General features: G+C 46.1%; 30 protein-coding genes. 29 read left to right on the top strand and 1 reads right to left on the bottom strand.

Annotated features, from left to right (window positions below; genetic code table 11):
- Position 1: 1 nt before the first annotated feature.
- From CI595_RS05330 to CI595_RS05320, 3 genes are all read left to right on the top strand, one after another.
- Positions 2-823 (top strand): carbohydrate ABC transporter permease, encoded by an 822-nt coding sequence (locus tag CI595_RS05330; protein ID WP_095172208.1) that lies wholly within the window; start codon positions 2-4, stop codon positions 821-823.
- A 24-nt stretch (positions 824-847) separates the two neighbouring features.
- Positions 848-3,991, top strand: coding sequence for an alpha-mannosidase (locus CI595_RS05325; RefSeq protein ID WP_095172207.1), 3,144 nt, complete (start codon positions 848-850; stop codon positions 3,989-3,991).
- 702 nt (positions 3,992-4,693) lie between these two features.
- Positions 4,694-6,064, top strand: coding sequence for an aminopeptidase (locus CI595_RS05320; RefSeq protein ID WP_095172206.1), 1,371 nt, complete (start codon positions 4,694-4,696; stop codon positions 6,062-6,064).
- A 148-nt stretch (positions 6,065-6,212) separates the two neighbouring features.
- On the opposite strand, the gene CI595_RS27305 is transcribed toward CI595_RS05320, so the two are convergent.
- A complete protein-coding gene (locus CI595_RS27305) occupies positions 6,213-6,299 on the bottom strand; it encodes a DUF6783 domain-containing protein (RefSeq protein WP_408608177.1) in 87 nt (28 codons plus the stop codon).
- Positions 6,300-6,325: 26 nt separating this feature from the next.
- Between CI595_RS27305 and CI595_RS05315 the strand changes: the two genes are divergently transcribed.
- The 26 genes from CI595_RS05315 (at position 6,326) to secY (ending at position 21,114) form a co-directional block, all read left to right on the top strand.
- Complete coding sequence (locus tag CI595_RS05315) at positions 6,326-7,492, top strand: sortase family protein (RefSeq protein WP_095172205.1); 1,167 nt, start codon at positions 6,326-6,328, stop codon at positions 7,490-7,492.
- Positions 7,493-8,036: 544 nt separating this feature from the next.
- The gene (locus CI595_RS05310; RefSeq protein WP_095172204.1) at positions 8,037-8,414 is read left to right on the top strand and encodes a hypothetical protein; all 378 of its coding nucleotides are present in this window, start codon (positions 8,037-8,039) and stop codon (positions 8,412-8,414) included.
- Positions 8,415-8,473: 59 nt separating this feature from the next.
- Entirely contained in the window at positions 8,474-9,418 is a 945-nt protein-coding gene (locus CI595_RS05305) for an L-lactate dehydrogenase (RefSeq protein ID WP_095172203.1), read from the top strand.
- 218 nt (positions 9,419-9,636) lie between these two features.
- Positions 9,637-9,780: a hypothetical protein gene (locus CI595_RS25980; protein ID WP_156087456.1), complete on the top strand. Its 144-nt coding sequence runs from the start codon at positions 9,637-9,639 to the stop codon at positions 9,778-9,780.
- 404 nt (positions 9,781-10,184) lie between these two features.
- Positions 10,185-10,502, top strand: a complete 318-nt coding sequence (rpsJ, locus tag CI595_RS05295) for a 30S ribosomal protein S10 (RefSeq protein ID WP_018597892.1) — start codon at positions 10,185-10,187, stop codon at positions 10,500-10,502.
- A 139-nt stretch (positions 10,503-10,641) separates the two neighbouring features.
- A complete protein-coding gene (gene rplC, locus CI595_RS05290) occupies positions 10,642-11,277 on the top strand; it encodes a 50S ribosomal protein L3 (RefSeq protein ID WP_095172201.1) in 636 nt (211 codons plus the stop codon).
- 29 nt (positions 11,278-11,306) lie between these two features.
- Positions 11,307-11,927, top strand: a complete 621-nt coding sequence (gene rplD / locus CI595_RS05285) for a 50S ribosomal protein L4 (protein WP_095172200.1) — start codon at positions 11,307-11,309, stop codon at positions 11,925-11,927.
- The gene (rplW, locus tag CI595_RS05280) at positions 11,927-12,226 is read left to right on the top strand and encodes a 50S ribosomal protein L23 (RefSeq protein ID WP_033143882.1); all 300 of its coding nucleotides are present in this window, start codon (positions 11,927-11,929) and stop codon (positions 12,224-12,226) included. The genes rplD and rplW overlap by 1 nt, the downstream gene beginning before the upstream one ends.
- A gap of 131 nt (positions 12,227-12,357) precedes the next feature.
- Positions 12,358-13,203 (top strand): 50S ribosomal protein L2, encoded by an 846-nt coding sequence (rplB, locus tag CI595_RS05275; protein WP_018597896.1) that lies wholly within the window; start codon positions 12,358-12,360, stop codon positions 13,201-13,203.
- Between the two features lie 14 nt (positions 13,204-13,217).
- A complete protein-coding gene (gene rpsS, locus CI595_RS05270; protein WP_018597897.1) occupies positions 13,218-13,499 on the top strand; it encodes a 30S ribosomal protein S19 in 282 nt (93 codons plus the stop codon).
- 23 nt (positions 13,500-13,522) lie between these two features.
- Complete coding sequence (rplV, locus tag CI595_RS05265; protein WP_018597898.1) at positions 13,523-13,909, top strand: 50S ribosomal protein L22; 387 nt, start codon at positions 13,523-13,525, stop codon at positions 13,907-13,909.
- 11 nt (positions 13,910-13,920) lie between these two features.
- The gene (gene rpsC, locus CI595_RS05260; RefSeq protein ID WP_065543187.1) at positions 13,921-14,577 is read left to right on the top strand and encodes a 30S ribosomal protein S3; all 657 of its coding nucleotides are present in this window, start codon (positions 13,921-13,923) and stop codon (positions 14,575-14,577) included.
- A 2-nt stretch (positions 14,578-14,579) separates the two neighbouring features.
- Positions 14,580-15,017, top strand: coding sequence for a 50S ribosomal protein L16 (rplP, locus tag CI595_RS05255; protein ID WP_018597900.1), 438 nt, complete (start codon positions 14,580-14,582; stop codon positions 15,015-15,017).
- Positions 15,007-15,219 (top strand): 50S ribosomal protein L29, encoded by a 213-nt coding sequence (rpmC, locus tag CI595_RS05250; RefSeq protein ID WP_033143878.1) that lies wholly within the window; start codon positions 15,007-15,009, stop codon positions 15,217-15,219. The genes rplP and rpmC overlap by 11 nt, the downstream gene beginning before the upstream one ends.
- A gap of 16 nt (positions 15,220-15,235) precedes the next feature.
- Positions 15,236-15,490 (top strand): 30S ribosomal protein S17, encoded by a 255-nt coding sequence (rpsQ, locus tag CI595_RS05245; protein WP_033143877.1) that lies wholly within the window; start codon positions 15,236-15,238, stop codon positions 15,488-15,490.
- Between the two features lie 21 nt (positions 15,491-15,511).
- Complete coding sequence (gene rplN / locus CI595_RS05240; protein WP_018597903.1) at positions 15,512-15,880, top strand: 50S ribosomal protein L14; 369 nt, start codon at positions 15,512-15,514, stop codon at positions 15,878-15,880.
- 11 nt (positions 15,881-15,891) lie between these two features.
- Positions 15,892-16,203: a 50S ribosomal protein L24 gene (rplX, locus tag CI595_RS05235; RefSeq protein ID WP_018597904.1), complete on the top strand. Its 312-nt coding sequence runs from the start codon at positions 15,892-15,894 to the stop codon at positions 16,201-16,203.
- 22 nt (positions 16,204-16,225) lie between these two features.
- The gene (gene rplE / locus CI595_RS05230; RefSeq protein WP_095172199.1) at positions 16,226-16,765 is read left to right on the top strand and encodes a 50S ribosomal protein L5; all 540 of its coding nucleotides are present in this window, start codon (positions 16,226-16,228) and stop codon (positions 16,763-16,765) included.
- Positions 16,766-16,783: 18 nt separating this feature from the next.
- Positions 16,784-16,969, top strand: a complete 186-nt coding sequence (locus tag CI595_RS05225; protein WP_018597906.1) for a type Z 30S ribosomal protein S14 — start codon at positions 16,784-16,786, stop codon at positions 16,967-16,969.
- Between the two features lie 90 nt (positions 16,970-17,059).
- Positions 17,060-17,461 (top strand): 30S ribosomal protein S8, encoded by a 402-nt coding sequence (gene rpsH / locus CI595_RS05220; RefSeq protein WP_065543184.1) that lies wholly within the window; start codon positions 17,060-17,062, stop codon positions 17,459-17,461.
- A gap of 223 nt (positions 17,462-17,684) precedes the next feature.
- The gene (gene rplF, locus CI595_RS05215; protein WP_018597908.1) at positions 17,685-18,224 is read left to right on the top strand and encodes a 50S ribosomal protein L6; all 540 of its coding nucleotides are present in this window, start codon (positions 17,685-17,687) and stop codon (positions 18,222-18,224) included.
- Positions 18,225-18,241: 17 nt separating this feature from the next.
- Complete coding sequence (gene rplR, locus CI595_RS05210; RefSeq protein ID WP_033143872.1) at positions 18,242-18,610, top strand: 50S ribosomal protein L18; 369 nt, start codon at positions 18,242-18,244, stop codon at positions 18,608-18,610.
- A gap of 19 nt (positions 18,611-18,629) precedes the next feature.
- On the top strand, positions 18,630-19,139 hold the full coding sequence (rpsE, locus tag CI595_RS05205; RefSeq protein WP_065543182.1) for a 30S ribosomal protein S5: 510 nt from the start codon (positions 18,630-18,632) through the stop codon (positions 19,137-19,139).
- A gap of 12 nt (positions 19,140-19,151) precedes the next feature.
- Positions 19,152-19,334: a 50S ribosomal protein L30 gene (gene rpmD / locus CI595_RS05200; RefSeq protein WP_095172198.1), complete on the top strand. Its 183-nt coding sequence runs from the start codon at positions 19,152-19,154 to the stop codon at positions 19,332-19,334.
- Positions 19,335-19,357: 23 nt separating this feature from the next.
- Positions 19,358-19,798: a 50S ribosomal protein L15 gene (gene rplO, locus CI595_RS05195; RefSeq protein ID WP_018597912.1), complete on the top strand. Its 441-nt coding sequence runs from the start codon at positions 19,358-19,360 to the stop codon at positions 19,796-19,798.
- Positions 19,798-21,114, top strand: a complete 1,317-nt coding sequence (gene secY, locus CI595_RS05190) for a preprotein translocase subunit SecY (protein WP_095172197.1) — start codon at positions 19,798-19,800, stop codon at positions 21,112-21,114. Before rplO ends, secY begins: the two co-directional genes overlap by 1 nt.
- Positions 21,115-21,282 lie beyond the last annotated feature (168 nt).

The raw sequence follows: 21,282 nt of genomic DNA, 5'->3' as shown, positions 1-21,282 counted from the left end.
AATGAGTGAAAAAATGGTAAAGAGCCTGCATTGTGTATTCCTGGTGATCGTGGGAATCGTGTTTATCCTTCCCCTTCTGTGGGTGGTGATCGCATCTCTGGATACAAATGCGGGTGAGGCATTAAAGTGGCCCACACAGTGGACCTTCAGCAACTACAGTGACGTACTGACAAACTCGGATAACCTGAGAGGCTTTGGCGTGGGGCTTGTGATCTCCTTTGCCCAGTCCCTGATCGTGGTACTGATCTCAGGGCTTGCCGCTTATCCTTTATCCAGATATCATTTAAGCTACAAAAAAGGTTTCATGTATGTTATTCTGTTTATGACAGCGCTTCCGATGATCGCCGTCACGGTACCTGTATATAAGATCTTTCTCAGTGTGGGGCTGCTGGACAGCATTCCGGGACTGGTGCTGTTTCTGTCCGCATCATCCCTGCCCTATGGAATCTGGCTCATGAAGAACTTTATGGACGGAGTGCCCGTGGAACTGGAGGAAGCTGCCTGGGTGGATGGCGCCACAACCATGAAATCCATCCGTAAGATCGTGGCGCCGCTTATGTTTCCGGGAATCTGTGTGGTATTTATCTATACCTTTTCCGGAAGCTGGGGGAACTTCTTTATTCCCTACATATTGTTAAGTTCACCGGAGAAGATGCCGGCATCGGTAATGCTGTACCAGTTTTTCGGACAGCACGGAACCATCCAGTACGGCCCTCTTGCCGCATACTCCGCGATTTATGCACTGCCTTCCATCCTTCTGTATATTCTCTCACAGAACTATATGTCAAAAGGATTTACCATGGCAGGTGCAGCAAAAGGATAACGTGAAAACGGGAGGAATTTTTACATGGTGTTAATGAGAGAACGGATCGGCAAACTGCTGGAATACCTGCAGGAGCAGATTTATCCCAGGTCCTTTCAGATCCAGGACTACAGGATGACGAAGACGGAAAAGAGGTTCACCGATTTAGAGGATCTGGATACCTCCGGCTGGGACATGCTGACAAGAGAGCAGCTTTGGGGCGGTCACAGGGAGTATTACTGGTTTGAGACAAAGGTTACGATTCCTGCGGATTTTGACGGGGAGTGCGTGGTCTATGAGCTGATGACCGGCAGAGAAGGGGAGTGGGATGCTACCAACCCGCAGTTTTCTGTTTTTGTAGACGGAAAGAGGATCCAGGGGCTGGACGTGAACCACAGGGAGATCATCCTTACGGAAAAAGCCTGCGCAGGCCGGGAGTACCGCATAATCCTGTCAGCCTTCACAGGGGACCAGAACTTTGCCCTCAGGCTCTGCTCCGCCATCAAGGTGCTGGACAGAAAGACAGAGAAATATTTTTATGATCTATCGGTTCCCTTTGAGGTGGCAAGGCTTCTCCCTGAGGATGACAAGGCATACCTGACCATCCTGGGCTGCCTGAATGAATCCCTGAACCTGCTGGATCTCAGGAAAGAGGGGTCAAAGGAATACTATCAAAGCCTGGATAAAGCACAGGAGTATATTACCCGGGAATTCTATGAAAAACACTGCGGGGACAGTGACGCTTATATTTACTGCGTGGGCCATACTCATATAGACTGTGCCTGGCTGTGGACTTTGAAGGTCACGGAGGATAAGGCTGTGAGGAGCTTTTCCACTGTTCTGGAGCTTATGCGCAGGTATCCGGAGTACATCTTCATGTCCAGCCAGCCGCAGCTCTACAAATATGTAAAGAAAAATGCACCGGAAGTATATGAGGAGATCAAGGAACGTGTGAAGGAAGGCCGCTGGGAAGTGGAGGGCGGCATGTTCGTGGAGGCTGACTGTAATATTGCCTCCGGTGAGGCTTTGGTCCGCCAGTTTGTGCACGGGAAACGTTTTTTCAGGGACGAGTTCGGGAAAGACAATGAGATCCTGTGGCTGCCGGATGTGTTCGGCTACTCTGCAGCCCTGCCGCAGATCATGGAAAAATGCGGTATCCGCTATTTCATGACAACAAAGATAAGCTGGAATGAATTTAACAAAATGCCCTGCGACACGTTTGAGTGGGAAGGCATTGACGGCACCAGGATACTGACTCATTTTGTGCCCACCAGGGATTACAACAAAGGGGCAGTGGAGGGCGGTTTCGAGACAGAACATTTTACCACTTATAACGGATATATCAACCCGTCCCAGATGAAGGGTGCATGGAAACGCTACAGCCAAAAGTATCTGAACGATGAAGTCCTGTGCAGCTTTGGATACGGGGACGGCGGCGGCGGTCCCACAAAAGACATGCTGGAAAACCAGAGGCGTCTGGCAAAGGGGATCCCTGGCTGCCCCAAAACGGTCATGAGCACTTCCCGGGAGTTCTTCCATGTGCTGGATGAGAACGTGAGGGGAAAGAAATATCTGCCTTCCTGGGTGGGAGAACTCTATCTGGAGTACCACAGAGGAACTTATACCTCCATGGCCAGAAATAAAAAGTACAATCGAAAGTCCGAATTTGCTTACCAGAACATGGAGCTGTACGGCATCCTGGGAGAACGGCTTCTTAAAGAATCCTATCCTGACCAAGAGATACATGAGGGCTGGGAAGTGATCCTGAGGAACCAGTTCCACGATATTCTGCCCGGGTCATCCATCAAAGAGGTTTACGATGACTCCAAGGAGGAATACGAGGCGATCCTCTGTGCAAACAGGGCCTATACGGACAGGAGGCTGGGCAGCCTGGCAGAACAGATCGACGCGCCGAAACATTCCGTTGTGGTTTACAACCCGAACAGCATGGAGGCTGAGGATGTGGTGTGTTTCCGGTGTCCGGAGGACCTCCTGCACCCTGCAGTGAAGGCCGGGGAGGAGATCCTTCCTGTACAGAAAAAGGATGACGGTACCTGTATATTTACCGCAAAGGCTGTTCCCTCAAAGGGATACCGGACCTTCCTGCTGGAAGACAATGAGGAGAAATGCGAAGCCGAGATCCGGGTGACAAAAACCCATATGGAGAATGGATTTATCTCTATTGACCTGAATGAAAAGGGACAGTTCATCAGCATATATGACAAGAAGGCAGCCCGTGAGCTTCTGCCCGAAGGCCAGGCAGCCAATGTGCTTATGAGTTATGAGGACAGGCCACACAACTATGATGCCTGGGATCTGAACAATTATTATACGGAAAAATCCTGGGAGATTGATGATGTGGCAGAGATTCAGGTAGAAGAGTGCGGTCCGGTGCGTGGCTGCCTGAAGATTACCAGGAATTATCTGGATTCCGTTATCAGCCAGTATATCTGTATTTACCAAAATACGGCCCGCATTGATATTAAGAATGAAATTGACTGGAAAGAGCATCAGATTTTTGTGAAGGCTCTGTTTCCGGTGGACATTCACACCGGTGAGGCATCTTTTGAGATCCAGTACGGTAATGTGAAGCGCCCCACCCATGCCAATACCTCATGGGATTTTGCGAAATTTGAGGTATGCGTGCACAAGTGGATGGATGTATCGGAGGATGGCTATGGAGTCAGTGTTTTAAATGACTGCAAGTACGGCTGCAGTGTTCGGGACGGTGTGATCGGTATTTCCATGCTGAAATCTGCCGTCTATCCAAATCCTGACGCGGATAAAGAGCACCATAGCTTTACCTATTCCATCTATCCCCACCGGGGAAGCTGGAAAGAAGCGGGAACTGTGGAACAGGCATATCTGCTGAACAATCCTCTGGAGGCGTCTGTGAAGGAGAATGAGGGCGGCACTCTGCCGGATACCTACTCCTTTGTCACCTGCAGCCAGGAGAATGTGGTTGTGGAGGTGGTGAAAAAGGCCGAGGAAGAGGATGCGGTTATTGTCAGACTCTATGAATGCTTTAACAGAAGGACAGATGTTACCCTGACATTTGCGGAGGACATTAAGACCGTCTGCGAATGTGATATGCTGGAAGCTGATATGGAGGAACTGAGACCTGAGGGAAGAAAAGTGTCCTTCCGGATGAGGCCCTTTGAGATCAAGACCCTGAAACTTAAATTTTAAGCTATTATAATAAGAAGAAAAACAGTCAGGCCGGGATTTTGGCAGACAGCGCCTCTTCAGGTGCCATGCCGGATTCCCGGCCTGATACTGTTTGTTTCTCTATGAACGTTACGGTTCACTCCGTGACCGGCAACACGCTTCGCGATGCACAGATATGGAGCATTCTGCCCCATATCGCGCAGGCTGCCTCGGGAATTTCGTGCTTCCGGCATGAAAACGCCTCCCGGTACAGTGGCCTGCGTACGGTAACCTGTGAACAGTTACTGTACACTCCGTGTCCAGTAACACGCTTCGCGATGCACAGATATGGAGCATTCTGCCCCATATCGCGCAGGCTGCCTCGGGATTTTCATGCTTTTGGCATGAAAACGCCTCCCGGTACAGTGACCTGTGTACAGTAACTGTGAACAGTTACTGTACACTCCGTGACCAGTAACACGCTTCGCGATGCACAGATATGGAGCATTCTACCCCATATTGCGCAGGCTGCCTCGGGATTTTCATGCTTTCAGCATGAAAACGCCTCCCGGTACAGTGGCCTGCGTACGGTAACCTGTGAACATTCCTATACTGCCTGTGAAGCGAAACAATCTTGCATTTCCGGTCTTTGTGTAGTAATCTTTAATAAGAGAAAGGCAGAGACACGGTATCCGTGAAGGTACGAAACAGCTGTGTTGCCTGTATGGAAAGGTGGTTAATCAATTGACAGAAAATGCTTGGAAGAAATATGAGGACAAAAGTGAGATCTTCGCTTTCTGTGAGGATTACAGGAAATTTATATCTGACTGCAAGACAGAGCGTGAATGTGTTGCCTGGATGGTCCGGAAAGCCAGGAATGCAGGATTTAAAAATCTTGACGATATTGTGGAGGCCGGGACAGAACTGAAGGCCGGCGATAAGGTATATGCTGACAATATGGGAAAAGCCCTGGCCCTTTTTGTGATCGGGGAAGAACCCATGGAGAAAGGGATGCGCATCCTGGGAGCCCATGTGGATTCCCCCAGGCTTGACCTGAAACAGAATCCCCTCTATGAGGAGGCAGAGCAGGCCCTCCTTGACACACATTACTATGGCGGCGTGAAGAAATACCAGTGGGTGACACTGCCCATGGCACTGCACGGTGTGGTGGTAAAAAAGGACGGTACTGTGCTTCCCATAGTCATCGGTGAAGATGCAGAGGACCCGGTTGTGGGAATCTCAGACCTGCTGGTGCATCTTTCCGGAAAACAGATGGAGAAGAATGCCAGGGAAGTCATTGAAGGGGAGAGCCTGAATGTACTTGTGGGCAGTATTCCGCTTAAAGGAGTGGAGACTGAGGCGGTAAAGGCACAGATCCTTTCTATATTAAAGGAGAAGTATCAGGTGGAGGAGGAGGATTTTATCTCTGCCGAACTGGAAGTGGTCCCTGCGGGGGCAGCAAGAGACTTTGGCCTGGACCGCAGTATGCTTATGGCATACGGGCATGATGACAGGGTGTGCGCCTATCCCTCCTTTGAGGCGATCGCGGCTGCAGAGAAGGTGAAGTATACCTCTGTATGCCTGCTGGTGGATAAAGAGGAGATTGGCAGTGTAGGTGCAACCGGGATGCAGTCACGTTTCTTTGAGAACACAGTGGCAGAGGTCATGAACGCCTGCGGGCAGTACAGCGAACTGCTGGTCCGCAGGGCGCTGAAGAATTCCAGGATGCTGTCCTCAGATGTGAGCGCAGCCTTTGACCCGAATTACCCGGAGGTAATGGAGAAGAAGAATTCAGCCTATCTTGGACATGGGATCACCTTCAACAAATATACCGGTTCCAGGGGAAAAAGCGGTTCCAACGATGCCAATCCCGAGTATATAGCACAGCTCCGCCATATTATGGATGAGAACAACGTATCGTTCCAGACAGCAGAGCTGGGTAAGGTAGATGCAGGGGGCGGCGGAACGATTGCCTACATTCTGGCCAACTATAATATGGAAGTCATTGACTGCGGCGTGCCTGTGCTGAATATGCATTCCCCCTGGGAAATAGCCAGCAAAGTGGATATCTATGAGGCCTATCAGGGATATTTGGCATTCCTCAGAAACTGCTGAAATGCGGGCGGATCCGGGATTCTGTGCTTGGGCGCAGGGGACCCTGAGACTTGCTCCTGTCCGGGTTACCGGTCATGGAGTGAACAGTGACCTGCTTGACCGGGTTAAAATTTTTGCGATTTCCTATGTACATCTCAGCCGGAAAATGTTAATATAAAATATGCATGGACTTCAGCAAAAAATCAGAGTGTGTTTGAAAATTGCTTTCGGCAAGCTGTATATCACACTCTAGCACGAGATTACGAAATGAGGAATACACACATGTCTAAGTTTTTGAAATTTATTGTGAATCTGGTTGTGATCTGCGCAATACTTGTGGCAGCCGCCCTGCTCGTTCCTCCCTTTGCAGGGGTCAACACAGTAATGAATGACAACAGCAGTAAGGAGACCAATCTTCCGGTGGGTTCTGTTGCCTACGGAAGAGAGATAGAAGCCGCGAGTCTGAAAAAGGGCGATAAGATTATTTATACCAGCAACAATAAGGCATATGTCTATAAAGTTACGGATATGGATTCCTCCGCCGGTTCGTACAAAGTAAAAAGCGTGTACGACAAGAATGCCAAAGAGGAGACTGTCCAGCTGATCAATAATGCGGTGAAAGTCGTTGTGGTAGTTCCCTACATTGCATATGCGGCCATTGCCCTGCAGAGCAAAGAAGGGCTGATCGTAGTAGGTCTTGGTGTGATCTTTCTGATCATTCTCTTTATCCTGGCCGAGTTATGGCGTAAGGATGAAGCAGATGATGATGACGACGAAGAGGATGAAGACACTTCGGATGAGGATGACAGCGAGGAAGACGAGGATGATGACGAAGAAGAAAAGCTGAGCCGCAAAGAGCGTAAGCGCCTCAAAAAAGAGGAGAAGCGCCGCAGAAAACTTGAAAAGAAGGGTCTTCTGGATGAGGAAGAGACAGAAGAGGAGGAGGAAGCTCCCATTTTGAAAGCTGCTCCCATACCGGAAAAGCAGCCTGATGAATATGACAGCGCTATGAAAGATGCCATGGCATCTATTGCAGAGAGTATTGCAAAGGTACAGAGCGGAGAGATCGAAGCACCTGAGGAGGTACAGGAAACTGTAGTGCCCCAGGAGACTGCGGAAATCCTTCTGAACATGGATGAGGCGGAAGAAGCGGGAGTTTCGGAGGCTTCTGAAATGGAAGCGGTATCTGATGACAGCGCTGCTTTGGAGACAGCAGATGAGGAAGCTATGCAGCCGCAGGAAGAAACGGCTGCGGAAGAAGAGGTACAGCAGGAAGAGGAGATCGAACCTGAACCTGAGGAGGTGCCTGTAGTGGATAAGGAAGCCGTACTTCCTGCCCCGTCTGTGACTGAACTGCTTTCTAAGGCAGAGGCAGCGGGGGAGACGCCGGAAGTGATCGAGGATAAGGATAATGAGGTGACACTTCTGGATTATTCTAAGTTGATATAGCGATGAGAAAGGATGACGCGTTTGGGCGTTGTCCTTTTTTTTCGATGCGGACGGGATGGAGGGGGAGGCTGCAGTTCTCTTTTGGCAGCCAGCTTCGTTCCCCTTCAACTAAGCCCTAACTGCGACTAAGACGCTCAGTAAAGACTTCGCGCCTAAGTCTCCGTAAGGGCTGGATTTTCAGGCTCACTATCGCAATGTCTGCCAAAAGAGAACTGCAGCCTCCCCCTCCATCCCTGGTTTTCGCTCCGGTAGGTAAGGATAGGATCTCGCCACTTTATTTGGAGAAAAAGAGATGTTCGCTATTTATGCTTTATCGTTGCATCTGGAACGGAAGGTGTTAGTTTCAACTAAATATTGTGGGACAGTGTAGGATAGGAAGGGGGCCGGAGCGGGTCTTCACCTCCTCTGGTCCGTTCCCGTTCTCTTCCGTCCGCTTTCAACAAATCTTTTGTACGCTCTGTCCGAATAAAGTGTTGAAAAAATCAAGGGTCTGTATTATGATGGAACTGTATTTTGAAAATATGGTAGCGGAGAAAACACATAGGTGAAGAGAATAAAAAAGAAGACAGGTGCCGTTCTGAAACTGCTTCTGATTCTGGCTGTGGTCCTTTCTGGGATTCTGGGGACATATGCAGAGCAGGAAGTGCGGTGGGATCCACTGGAGGAGAAGACTGGGGTTTCTGTTGAACATCAGGTTTTTCATTATAAAAATGACTGTATTACGAAAGAACCTTCCCGGGATAGCCTTCACAGGCAGGAAAAAAGAAAGGTATCGTTGTTGTCCTGGGGGCTTCCTGTGTCTGCAGTTTGTGTGGCTTTTGGGCTGTACTTTAAGAGGGAAAGTGTCTGCAGGGAAGCTGCGGATGGCTGTGAGAGGAGATATGCCCTTTGGAAGAGGCGGGGGCCTCCGTTGTCTGTCTGAAATTTTAAGAGAACATAAAAAACATATACGGAATATAACATTTCAGACAGGAGAATAAGATGAAAGAATCCCATAGAGACAAAATTGTAGTGATAGGTGCAGGTAATGTAGGTGAGGCTATTGCGTATACTTTGATGGTGCGTGTGCAGGCAAATGATATTGTGCTGGTGGACTTGAATGAGGAACGGGCACAGGGGGCGGCTCTTGATATTGCCCATGGAACCAGCTTTTTTAAGCAGGTTTGGGTCAGAAAGGGCGGATATGAGGAGTGCGCTGATGCGAAGATCATTATTATTACAGCGGGAATTGCCAGGAAGCCGGGGCAGACACGGCTGGACCTTGCAAAGACAAATGTTTCAATTGTAAAGAGTATTACGCAGAATATTATGAAATATGCCAAGAATCCGCTGATCCTGGTAGTGTCTAATCCTGCGGATGTGACAACCGCGGCAGTGTATAAAGAGTCGGGGCTTCCCTCCGGGCGGGTGATCGGCAGCGGTACGTCCCTGGATACGGCACGGTTCCGCCATATTTTAAGTGAGAAGCTGCATGTTAATGTTGAGGATATCAATGCCTATATTTTGGGAGAACATGGTGACAGCCAGGTGCCGATCTTCAGTTCTGCCAATATTGGCGGATTTCCGCTTTATGATTACGCACAGCAGGTGGGCATCACTCTGGATGAGGAGGAGATCGCCCGCAGGACAAAGGACGGCGGTGCGGAGGTGATCAAGCTGAAGGGTGCCACTTTCTATGGGATCGCCATGGCGGTTTCCAACATTGTGGAGACTATTATGAAGAATGATGATGCCATACTTCCGGTTGCCCATGTACTGGATGAGAGCTTTGACGCGTGGTCTGGAGTGGCTGTTTCTCTTCCGTGCAGGATTGGATGGGAAGGGATCGAACAGACGCTGCGTATTCCCATGAACGAGAAAGAGAAGACAGACATGGATAAATCCGTAGGCATTCTGAGAGAATTTACGGAGCAGGTGATCGGATAGAAGCGAGGCGGGGAAATGGATAAGAAAGAACAGGCACTGCGGCAGCATGAGGAATGGCACGGAAAGATCGAAGTGATGAGCAGGGCAAAGCTGGAGACACCGGAGGATTTATCAATTGCCTAGACTCCCGGGGTGGAAGAGCCCTGCCTGAAGATCGCAGAGGACAGAGAACTTTCCTATTAAGAAATTACCCCATCCTCTTTCCCATGGCGAATCCGGTGCCGGAAATCATGCCTGACCTTGCCAGGAAGGATCTGAATCCTGATTATATTATCCCCAACCCTTTTGACAGCAGGGTGGCAAAAGCAGTTGCCGCAGCCGTGACAGAGGCGGCCAGAACGTCAGGAGCGGCGGAAAAGTAAGAGATATCGGTAAAGACAGACAGCAATATGGCGGCACATTCTCCCAAAAAGCGGAAATGTGCCGCTGATTCCGGTATTTATAGGAGAAAAAAAACGTGTACGGGAAAAAATGCAAACTTTTTTCAAAAAAAGAAAAAAATACCTTGCATTCTGGAAAAACATCCTGTATACTAACTAGTGCTGTGACATTGATAGCTGTGAAGCGTGAGGTTGCTGCCGAAATGGCAGGTTTTCCGTGGAGCGAATGTCAAGTTAGGAAACTGACGACAAGTCACTGTACAAAATCTTGAAGACTTACCACGGGAATGTGGGAGTGTGTGAAACGTTAGATGACACACACGGGAATGTGTACAGTCGCCGCTTGTCGTACTACTTATAAGTGCGAAAAGGAGGAGACTTTTTTTATGGCAAGTCAGGTAATGAGAATCACATTAAAAGCTTACGATCATCAGTTGGTAGATGCTTCCGCAAGCAAGATCATCGAGACTGTAAAGAAGAATGGAGCAACTGTTAGCGGACCGGTGCCGCTTCCCACTAAGAAGGAAGTAGTAACTATCCTGCGTGCGGTACACAAATACAAAGACTCCAGAGAGCAGTTCGAGCAGAGAACTCATAAGAGACTCATTGATATCATCACACCAACTCAGAAAACAGTTGATGCCCTGTCTCGTTTAGAGATGCCGGCCGGTGTTTACATTGATATCAAAATGAAACAGAAATAAGTCTTACTTAACGGGGGCTTCCCGGTAAGAGATGAGATTATCCTTACAAGGTTGATATATAGTCTATATTGACTGTCTGTCTAGGATGATTGCACAACGCAGTGTAATCCGCTGTAGATTCACAGGAGGTAAAGAAAAAATGAAGAAAGCGATTTTAGCTACCAAAGTCGGAATGACTCAAATCTTCAATGAAGACGGAGTTTTAACTCCCGTAACAGTGCTGCAGGCTGGTCCTTGTGTAGTAACACAGGTTAAGACACAGGATAACGACGGCTACAGTGCAGTACAGGTTGGTTTCGCAGACAAGAGAGAAAGCCTTGTCAACAAACCACTGAAAGGACACTTTGACAAAGCTGGTGTTTCCTGCAAGAGATTTGTAAGAGAATTCAAATTAGACAGTGCAGAAGAAATGGCACTGGGCCAGGAGATCAAATGCGATGTTTTTGAAGCAGGCGATAAGATTGACGCTACTGCGATCAGCAAAGGTAAAGGATTCCAGGGCGCGATCAAGAGACACGGACAGTCCAGAGGACCTATGGCTCACGGTTCCAAATTCCATCGTCATGCAGGTTCCAACGGTGCAGCATCTGATCCGAGCAAGGTATTCAAAGGCAAAAAGATGCCAGGCCAGATGGGACATGTAAAAGTAACAGTTCAGAACCTGGAAGTTGTTAAAGTTGATACTGACAACAACCTGCTCTTAGTAAAAGGCAGCGTTCCGGGACCGAAGAAATCCTTAGTGACAATTAAAGAATCTGTTAAAACCGTGAAATAAAGTTTTTCTGGGAAAGGAGGACCACACAGATGGCAAACGTATCTGTTTATAATATGGAAGGCAAAGAAGTTGGAACAATGGAATTAAACGATGCAGTGTTTGGCGTTGAGATCAACGACCATTTAGTGCACCTGGCTGTTGTTCGTCAGCTTGCAAATAAACGTCAGGGAACTCAGAAGGCAAAAACCCGTTCTGAAGTAAGCGGCGGCGGAAGAAAACCGTGGAGACAGAAAGGAACCGGTCATGCAAGACAGGGTTCAACAAGATCTCCGCAGTGGACAGGCGGCGGTGTTGTATTCGCTCCGGTTCCAAGAGATTATGAGATCAAAATGAACAAGAAAGAAAGAAGACTTGCTCTTAAGTCCGCTCTGACAAGCAGAGTACAGGAGAACAAGCTCATCGTTCTTGATGACCTGAAATTAGATGAAGTAAAAACCAAGGCAATGCAGGCAGTTTTAAAGAATCTGAATGTTTCCAAAGCAATGGTAGTGCTGGCTGACAATGATCAGAATGTAGTATTATCCGCAAGAAACATCCCGGATGTGATCACAGCATTACCGAACACCATTAATGTATATGATGTTCTGAAATACAATACGGTGATCCTGACAAAATCTGCTGTAGCTTCAATTGAGGAGGTATACGCATAATGGCAAACGTACAGTATTATGATGTAATCCTGAAACCGGTTATTACCGAGAAGAGCATGGCTGCTATGGGCGAGAAGAAATATACTTTCTTAGTTCATCCGGAAGCAAATAAGACCATGATCAAAGAAGCTGTTGAGAAAATGTTCGAGGGAGCAAAAGTGAAAACCGTCAACACCATGAATTTAGATGGCAAGACAAAAAGACGCGGAATGACCTTCGGCAAAACAGCAAAGACCAAAAAAGCTGTTGTTACTTTAACTGAGGACAGCAAAGATATCGAAATCTTCGAGGGACTTTAATCAGCCCTTAACCAATAGTAACTAAGCGCAGTCAAGAAAAATTAATCCGATATTTGACTGCCGGCATGAAAACGCCAGGATGCGTTGTGAACACAACGCTTGCGGCGTGGAGAATGAAAGGAGAGACAGAAATGGGAATTAAATCCTATAGTCCATATACACCTTCCAGAAGACACATGACAGGTTCTGATTTCTCTGAGATCACTACTGCAACACCTGAGAAGTCTCTGGTAGTGTCCTTAAATAAAAACGCTGGACGTAATAACCAAGGTAAAATTACAGTTAGGCACCGCGGCGGCGGAAGCAGAAGAAAATACAGGATCATCGACTTCAAGAGAAGAAAAGATGATGTTCCGGCAACAGTAAAAACGATCGAGTACGATCCGAATAGAACTGCAAACATTGCGCTGATCGCATATGCAGACGGTGAAAAAGCATACATCCTTGCTCCGGAAGGATTAAAGGTTGGCATGAAGATTCAGAACGGCGCAAACGCCGAGGTTCGTGTAGGCAACTGCCTGCCTCTGTCAGAGATCCCGGTTGGTACTATGATCCACAACATTGAGCTGTACCCGGGCAAAGGCGGCCAGTTAGTTCGTTCCGCTGGAAACGGTGCACAGTTAATGGCAAAAGAAGGCAAATACGCAACCCTTCGTCTGCCGTCAGGTGAAATGAGAATGGTTCCGATTAACTGCCGCGCTTCTATCGGCGTAGTAGGTAACGGCGAGCACAGCCTTATCAATATTGGTAAAGCAGGACGTAAACGTCACATGGGTATCAGACCTACAGTTCGTGGTTCTGTTATGAACCCGAATGACCATCCGCACGGTGGTGGTGAAGGTAAGACCGGTATCGGCCGTCCGGGTCCGTGTACACCATGGGGCAAACCGGCTCTTGGCTTGAAGACAAGAAAGAAAAACAAACAGTCTAACAAGTATATCGTAAGAAGAAGAGATGGTAAAACATTAGCGAAATAAGGAGGTAAGGCTAAATGGCTCGTTCATTAAAAAAAGGACCGTTCGCAGATGAAAGCTTACTGAAAAAAGTAGACGCTCTGAATGCGGCTGGAAATAAAACAGTTATCAAAACCTGGTCACGTCGTTCAACAATCTTCCCGTCCTTCGTAGGACACACATTCGCTGTCCATGACGGAAGAAAACATGTGCCGGTATATGTAACAGAGGATATGGTAGGACACAAACTCGGTGAGTTCGTTGCTACCAGAACCTACAGAGGACATGGCAAAGACGAGAAAAAATCAGGTGTTCGTTAATATTTTAGAAGGAGGCTTTTATCATGGCTAAAGGACATAGAAGTCAGATTAAAAGAGCAAGAAATGCTAATAAAGATACAAGACCGTCTGCGAAGATATCCTACGCTAGAATGTCCGTACAGAAAGCATGCTATGTACTGGATGTGATCCGTGGGAAAGACGTTCAGACTGCTCTTGGTATCCTGACATATAACCCAAGATACGCTTCAAGCGTGATCAAAAAATTACTGGAATCAGCAATCGCAAATGCTGAAAACAACAATGGTATGAACCCGGAAAACCTTTATATCGCAGAGTGCTACGCAAACAAAGCTCCGACTATGAAGAGAATCAAACCGAGAGCACAGGGCAGAGCTTACAGGATCGAAAAGAGAAACTGCCATGTTACCGTTGTGTTGGATGAGAGATAAGGAGGACAATCATGGGACAGAAAGTTAACCCACATGGACTGAGAGTCGGCGTTATCAAAGATTGGGATTCCAAATGGTACGCTGAAGGCGACTTCGCTGATAACTTAGTGGAAGATTATAATATCAGGACATTCCTGAAAAAGAAATTATATAGTGCAGGTGTTTCTAAGATTGAGATCGAGAGAGCATCTGACAGAGTAAAAGTGATCATCTATACTGCAAAACCGGGCGTTGTTATCGGTAAAGGCGGTTCCGAGATCGAAAAAGTGAAAGCTGAATTACAGAACTACACAAACAAAAAACTGATCGTTGATATCAAAGAAGTAAAAAGACCGGACAAAGATGCTCAGTTAGTAGCTGAAAACATCGCATTACAGTTAGAGAACCGTATTTCCTTCCGCCGCGCCATGAAATCTACAATGCAGAGAACCATGAGAGCCGGAGCAAAAGGAATCAAGACTGCTGTATCAGGACGTCTTGGCGGTGCAGATATGGCACGTACAGAATTCTACAGCGAGGGAAATATTCCGCTGCAGACACTTAGAGCAGATATCGATTACGGTTTCGCTGAAGCAGATACCACCTACGGCAAAGTTGGCGTTAAGGCATGGATCTACAATGGCGAAGTACTTCCAACTAAAGGAACTAAGGAAGGGAGCGATAAATAATTATGTTAATGCCTAAAAGAGTTAAACGTCGTAAACAATTCCGCGGATCCATGAAAGGAAAAGCATTAAGAGGAAATAAGATCAATTATGGTGAGTACGGTTTAGTATCAACTGAGCCGTGCTGGATCAAATCCAACCAGATCGAGGCAGCCCGTGTTGCTATGACCCGTTACATCAAACGTGGTGGTAAAGTTTGGATCAAGATTTTCCCGGATAAACCAGTAACAGCAAAACCAGCAGAAACACGTATGGGTTCCGGTAAAGGTGCCTTAGAATACTGGGTAGCAGTTGTAAAGCCAGGCAGAGTAATGTTTGAAATCGCAGGTGTGCCAGAAGAGACAGCACGCGAAGCGCTGCGTCTTGCTATGCACAAGTTACCATGTAAATGTAAAATCGTTTCTCGTGCAGACTTAGAAGGCGGTGATAACAGTGAAAATTAAAAATTATGTAGAAGATTTAAAAACAAAATCAGCTGCAGAATTACAGGAAGAATTAGTAGCTGCTAAAAAGGAACTCTTCAATTTGAGATTTCAGAATGCAACCAATCAATTGGACAATACAAGCAGAATCAAAGAGGTTCGTAAAAATATTGCCAGAATTCAGACACTGATTGCCCAGAACAAGGCAAAAGCAGCAGAGTAATAAGGGAGGCATAACCGTGGAAAGAAATCTTAGAAAAACACGTGTTGGTAAAGTTACAAGTAATAAGATGGACAAAACCATCGTTGTAGCTATCGAAGATCACGTTAAACATCCTCTTTACAAAAAAATTGTGAAGAGAACATATAAATTAAAAGCGCATGATGAAGAAAACACATGCAATATCGGTGACACTGTAAAAGTTATGGAAACAAGACCTCTGTCAAAAGACAAGAGATGGAGACTTGTTGAAGTAGTTGAAAGAGCCAAATAATTCGTAAGGAGGAATCCAAGCATGATTCAACAGGAAAGTAGACTTAGAGTCGCTGACAATACAGGTGCAAAAGAAATCCTCTGCATCCGTGTTATGGGTGGTTCTACGAGAAGATATGCTAACATCGGTGATATAATCGTTGCTACTGTTAAAGATGCAACACCAGGTGGTGTTGTTAAAAAAGGTGATGTTGTGAAAGCCGTTGTTGTTCGTACTAGAAAAGGCGCTCGTCGTAAAGACGGTTCCTACATCAAATTCGATGAGAACGCTGCAGTCATCATCAAGGATGATAAGACTCCGAGAGGAACCCGTATTTTTGGACCAGTAGCCAGAGAGCTTCGTGAGAAACAGTTCATGAAAATTGTTTCCTTAGCTCCCGAAGTATTATAGGAGGTAACCTGATGTCAACATTTAAGATTAAAAAAGGTGATACTGTTAAAGTGATCGCCGGTAAAGATAAAGACAAAGAAGGAAAAGTAATCTCTGTTAATCCGAAAAAAGGTGCTGTTCTGGTTGAAGGCGCAAATATGGTAACAAAGCACACAAAACCTTCCATGGCTAATCAGCAGGGCGGTATTGTAGAGAAGGAAGCATGGCTGGATGTATCTAACGTTATGTTAGTACATGAAGGCAAAGCTACCAGAGTCGGCTTCAAGATGGAAGGCGACAAGAAAGTGCGTTTCGCCAAAGCTACAGGCAAAGTAATCGATTAATAAGAGAGGAGGCCATTTTAAAGTGAGCAGACTGAGAGAAGTATACAAAAATGAGATCGTAGATGGTATGATCAAAAAGTTTGGTTATAAAAATATCATGGAAGTGCCGAAACTCGACAAAATCGTTGTGAATATGGGTGTAGGCGAAGCAAAGGAAAACGCAAAACTGTTAGATGCAGCTGTTGCTGACATGGAATTAGTCACAGGTCAGAAAGCTGTAACAACGAAAGCGAAAAACTCCATTGCTAACTTCAAACTCCGTGAAGGCATGCCGATCGGTTGTAAAGTAACCTTAAGAGGCGAAAAAATGTATGAATTTGCTGATCGCCTTATCAACTTAGCACTGCCCCGAGTACGTGACTTCCGCGGCGTTAACCCTAACGCATTCGATGGAAGAGGCAACTATGCACTCGGTATCAAAGAGCAGTTAATTTTCCCTGAAGTGGAATACGATAAAGTCGATAAAGTAAGAGGTATGGACATCATTTTCGTTACAACTGCTAAGACAGACGAAGAAGCCCGCGAATTATTGACATTATTTAACATGCCATTTGCAAAGTAATTATAGGAGGGAAAATTCATGGCTAAAACAGCAATGAAATTAAAACAGCAGCGCAAACAGAAATTCTCTTCAAGAGAATATAATCGTTGCAGAATTTGTGGCCGTCCACATGCTTACTTAAGAAAATACGGAATCTGCAGAATCTGCTTCCGTGAATTAGCATACAAAGGCCAGATTCCGGGAGTTAAGAAAGCATCCTGGTAAAAAGCCCGCACATTATTTTGTGCGCAGTGAATCTAATCAGTTCATCCGCCATTGCGGATATGGGATAAAGAATAGAAGGAGGAAACTCTAATGACAATGAGTGATCCAATTGCAGATATGCTTACAAGAATCCGTAACGCTAATACTGCAAAACATGATACAGTAGATGTTCCGGCATCTAAAATGAAACTTGCTATTGCAGATATCCTGGTTAAAGAGGGATATATTGCAAAATACGACGTTCTGGAAGACGGCGCATTCAAAACAATCCGTATCACCTTAAAATACGGTGCGGACAAGAGCGAAAAAATCATCACAGGTCTGAAAAGGATTTCCAAACCGGGCTTACGTGTATACGCAGGCAGCCAGGAGATTCCGAGAGTTCTGGGCGGACTGGGTATTGCGATCCTGTCCACAAACCAGGGTGTTATCACAGATAGAGAAGCAAGAAAGCTGCACGTTGGCGGCGAGGTATTAGCATTCGTATGGTAGGCTGAAAGCAGCTTAGTGAAGTCGAGCCGTCAGGTGAAAACTGAACTTAGTGCGAAGCCGTTCGCGAACCTTAACGAATCCAAGCCGCAGGCGACAGATGAGTTTAGATGAGCGAACATACCCCTTCTTTACGGAACGGGGATACTGTGTAGATAGAGATACTGAAAACAGAAAGGAACCATAATAGGCCTTTCCGAAAATTTAAGTAAGGAGGACAACAGGTATGTCACGTATTGGAAGACAGCCAGTAGCTGTTCCGGCAGGCGTAGAAGTTAAAATTGCTGAGAACAATTTTGTGACCGTAAAAGGCGCAAAAGGAACACTTGAAAAAGCGTTACCAACAGAGATGTCAATCAAATTAGAGGATGGTCAGGTAGTTGTTACAAGACCAAACGATTTAAAGAAAATGAAATCTTTACACGGTTTAACAAGAACACTGATCCAGAACATGGTGATCGGTGTAAGCCAGGGATATGAAAAAACTCTGGAGGTTAACGGTGTAGGTTATAAAGCTGCAAAACAGGGTAAAAAACTGGTTCTCTCCTTAGGATATTCACATCCGGTAGAGATGGAAGATCCAGAAGGACTGGAATCTTCTGTAGACGGCAATAAGATCGTCGTAAAAGGAATTGATAAAGAAAAAGTTGGCCAGTACGCTGCTGAAATCAGAGATAAGAGAAGACCGGAGCCATACAAAGGTAAAGGTATTAAGTATGCTGATGAAGTTATCAGACGTAAAGTTGGTAAAACTGGTAAGAAATAATTAAGGAGAGTGTAAAAATGGTTAGTAAAGTATCAAGAGCGAAAGTTCGCGCAAAAAAACATAGAAGATTACGTAATCATCTGAGCGGCACCGCTACAACTCCACGTTTAGCAGTTTTCCGCAGCAATAATCATATGTATGCTCAAATTATTGACGATACCGTTGGAAAAACTCTGGTTTCCGCTTCTACCACTCAGAAAGAGGTAAAAGCAGAATTGGAAAAAACCAATAACGTTGATGCTGCAGCATATTTAGGAACTGTGATCGGTAAGAAAGCTATCGAAGCAGGCATCAAAGAGGTTGTCTTTGACAGAGGCGGCTTTATATATCACGGAAAAATTCAGGCATTAGCAGACGCAGCACGTGAAGCTGGGTTAGAATTCTAATAAGGGAGGAAATGAACACATGAAACGTTCTATCATTGATGCTAGTCAGTTAGAATTAGAAGAAAAAGTAGTGTCAATCAAGCGTGTAACAAAGGTTGTTAAAGGTGGTCGTAACTTCCGATTCACAGCTTTAGTTGTTGTAGGTGACGGTAATGGTCACGTAGGCGCTGGTTTAGGTAAGGCAACTGAAATTCCCGAAGCAATCCGCAAGGGAAAAGAGGATGCTATGAAGAAACTTGTAACAGTAGCAAGAGACGAAAACGGAAGTATCACACATGACTTCATCGGAAAATTCGGAAGTGCTGAGATGCTGCTGAAGAAAGCTCCGGAAGGTACCGGTGTTATCGCCGGCGGCCCGGCCCGTGCGGTGATCGAGCTTGCAGGCATCAAAAACATCCGTACCAAATGTATGGGTTCCCGTAATAAACAGAACGTAGTTCTGGCTACCATCGCAGGTTTAAGTCAGTTAAAGACTCCGGAAGAAGTAGCAAAACTTCGTGGAAAATCTGTTGACGAGATTTTTGCGTAGGAGGATTGAAAAATGGCAGATAAATTAAGAATCACTCTGGTGAAATCTACAATCGGTGCTGTTCCGAAAAACAGAAAAACAGTAGAAGCTTTAGGCTTAAGAAAACTGAACAAGACAGTGGAAATGCCTGACAATGAAGCCGTTCGCGGTATGGTTCGCCAGGTAAGACACTTAGTGAAAGTAGAAGAGATCTAATCATTGAAGAAGGAGGTGCAGTCATGGATTTATCAAATTTAAAACCAGCTGAAGGCTCCAGACAGAGCGACAACTTCAGAAGAGGCCGTGGTCACGGTTCAGGAAACGGTAAGACCGCAGGTAAAGGCCATAAAGGACAGAAAGCCCGTTCCGGAGCTAAGAGACCGGGATTTGAAGGCGGTCAGATGCCTTTATACAGAAGACTTCCTAAGAGAGGCTTCAAATGCAGAAACTCCAAAGACATCGTAGCGATCAATGTCAGCGAGTTAAACAGATTCGAGGATGGAGCAGAAGTAACACCGGCAGCTTTACTGGCATCCGGAGCTATTTCCCGTCTTGGTGACGGCGTTAAGATTCTCGGAAACGGTGAGATCACAAAGAAGATCAATTTAAAGGTTAATGCTGTAAGCGAAACCGCTAAAACTAAAATCGAAGCTGCAGGTGGAACAGTCGAGGTGATTTAATGCTTGAGACTCTTAGGAACGCTTTTAAAATAAAAGATGTAAGACGTCGAATTTATTATGTATTGTTAATGCTGGTTATTGTCCGGATTGGCTCTCAGCTGCCAATTCCGGGCGTAGACAGGGACTTTTTTAAGAACCTGTTTGCCAGCCAGTCTAATGATGCGTTCAATTTCTTCAATGCATTTACAGGCGGTTCATTTGAACAGATGTCTATCTTTGCGTTGAGTATTACGCCATATATCACATCATCTATCATTATTCAGCTTCTGACAATTGCCATTCCGAAATTGGAAGAAATGCAGCGTGACGGAGAAGAGGGTAGGAAGAAAATGACTGCCATCACCCGTTATCTGACTGTAGGTCTGGCTCTGTTCCAGTCTGTTGCTATGGTAATCGGATTCGGTAACCGCGGCTGGCTGACAGAGATGAATTTCACCAGTATTGTAGTTGCAGTGGTAACATTAACCGGCGGTTCCGCAATGCTGATGTGGATTGGTGAGCAGATCACTGAAAAAGGTGTGGGCAACGGTATCTCTATTGTCCTGATGATCAACATTGTATCCAGAATTCCCAGCGATCTGGCATCCCTGTTCGAGAAGTTCGTAAAAGGGAAAACCATCGCCAGAGGCGGTCTGGCAGCTATCATTATCATGGCCATCATTGTAGTGGTAGTGGTACTGGTACTTATCCTGAACGGTGGAGAGCGGAAGATTCCGGTCCAGTATTCCAAGAAGATGGTAGGAAGAAAAATGATGGGCGGACAGTCCAGTGCGATTCCTTTAAAGGTAAACACTGCCGGCGTTATCCCCATTATCTTTGCATCCTCCCTTATGTCTTTCCCGGTAGTCATCGCAAGCTTCCTGGGTAAGGGCGGCGGTACGGGAATCGGAAGCAAGATTTTAAAAGGTCTGACTTCAAGCAACTGGTTCAAGCCAGAGGAGCCGGTTTATTCCGTTGGTCTGGTAGTTTATATCGTTCTTGTTATTTTCTTTGCTTATTTCTATACATCCATCACCTTCAACCCGATGGAAGTTGCGGATAACATGAAAAAACAGGGCGGTTTTATTCCGGGTATCCGTCCCGGTAAGCCGACACAGGAGTATCTGGAGAAGATTTTAAGTTACATTATCTTCATCGGTGCCACAGGCCTGGTAATTGTAGCCGTCATCCCATTCTTCTTTAATGGTGTGTTCGGTGCAAATGTTTCCTTCGGCGGTACATCCATCATCATTGTGGTGGGCGTTGTCCTGGAGACGATCAAGCAGGTTGAGTCCCGTATGCTGGTTCGTAACTACAAGGGATTTTTAAGTGAATAAGCATATATGATTTAAGTGTACCCACTTTTGTGGGTGCACTAAAATGCTATATAAGGACATCACCCTTCGGGGGGTCTGCACAGTGTCTCATGGGCATATGCCGCAGAGCGGCAGGGGCATTGTAATACGGGCTTGTTTATGACAGACTGGTTTTTAAAGCAGTAAAAT

It is taken from the genome of Blautia hominis (assembly GCA_002270465.1).
Lineage (GTDB): Bacteria > Bacillota > Clostridia > Lachnospirales > Lachnospiraceae > Blautia > Blautia hominis.
The sequence above is the reverse complement of the archived record's forward strand: the minus strand, read 5'-3'. Positions and strand labels throughout refer to the sequence as shown.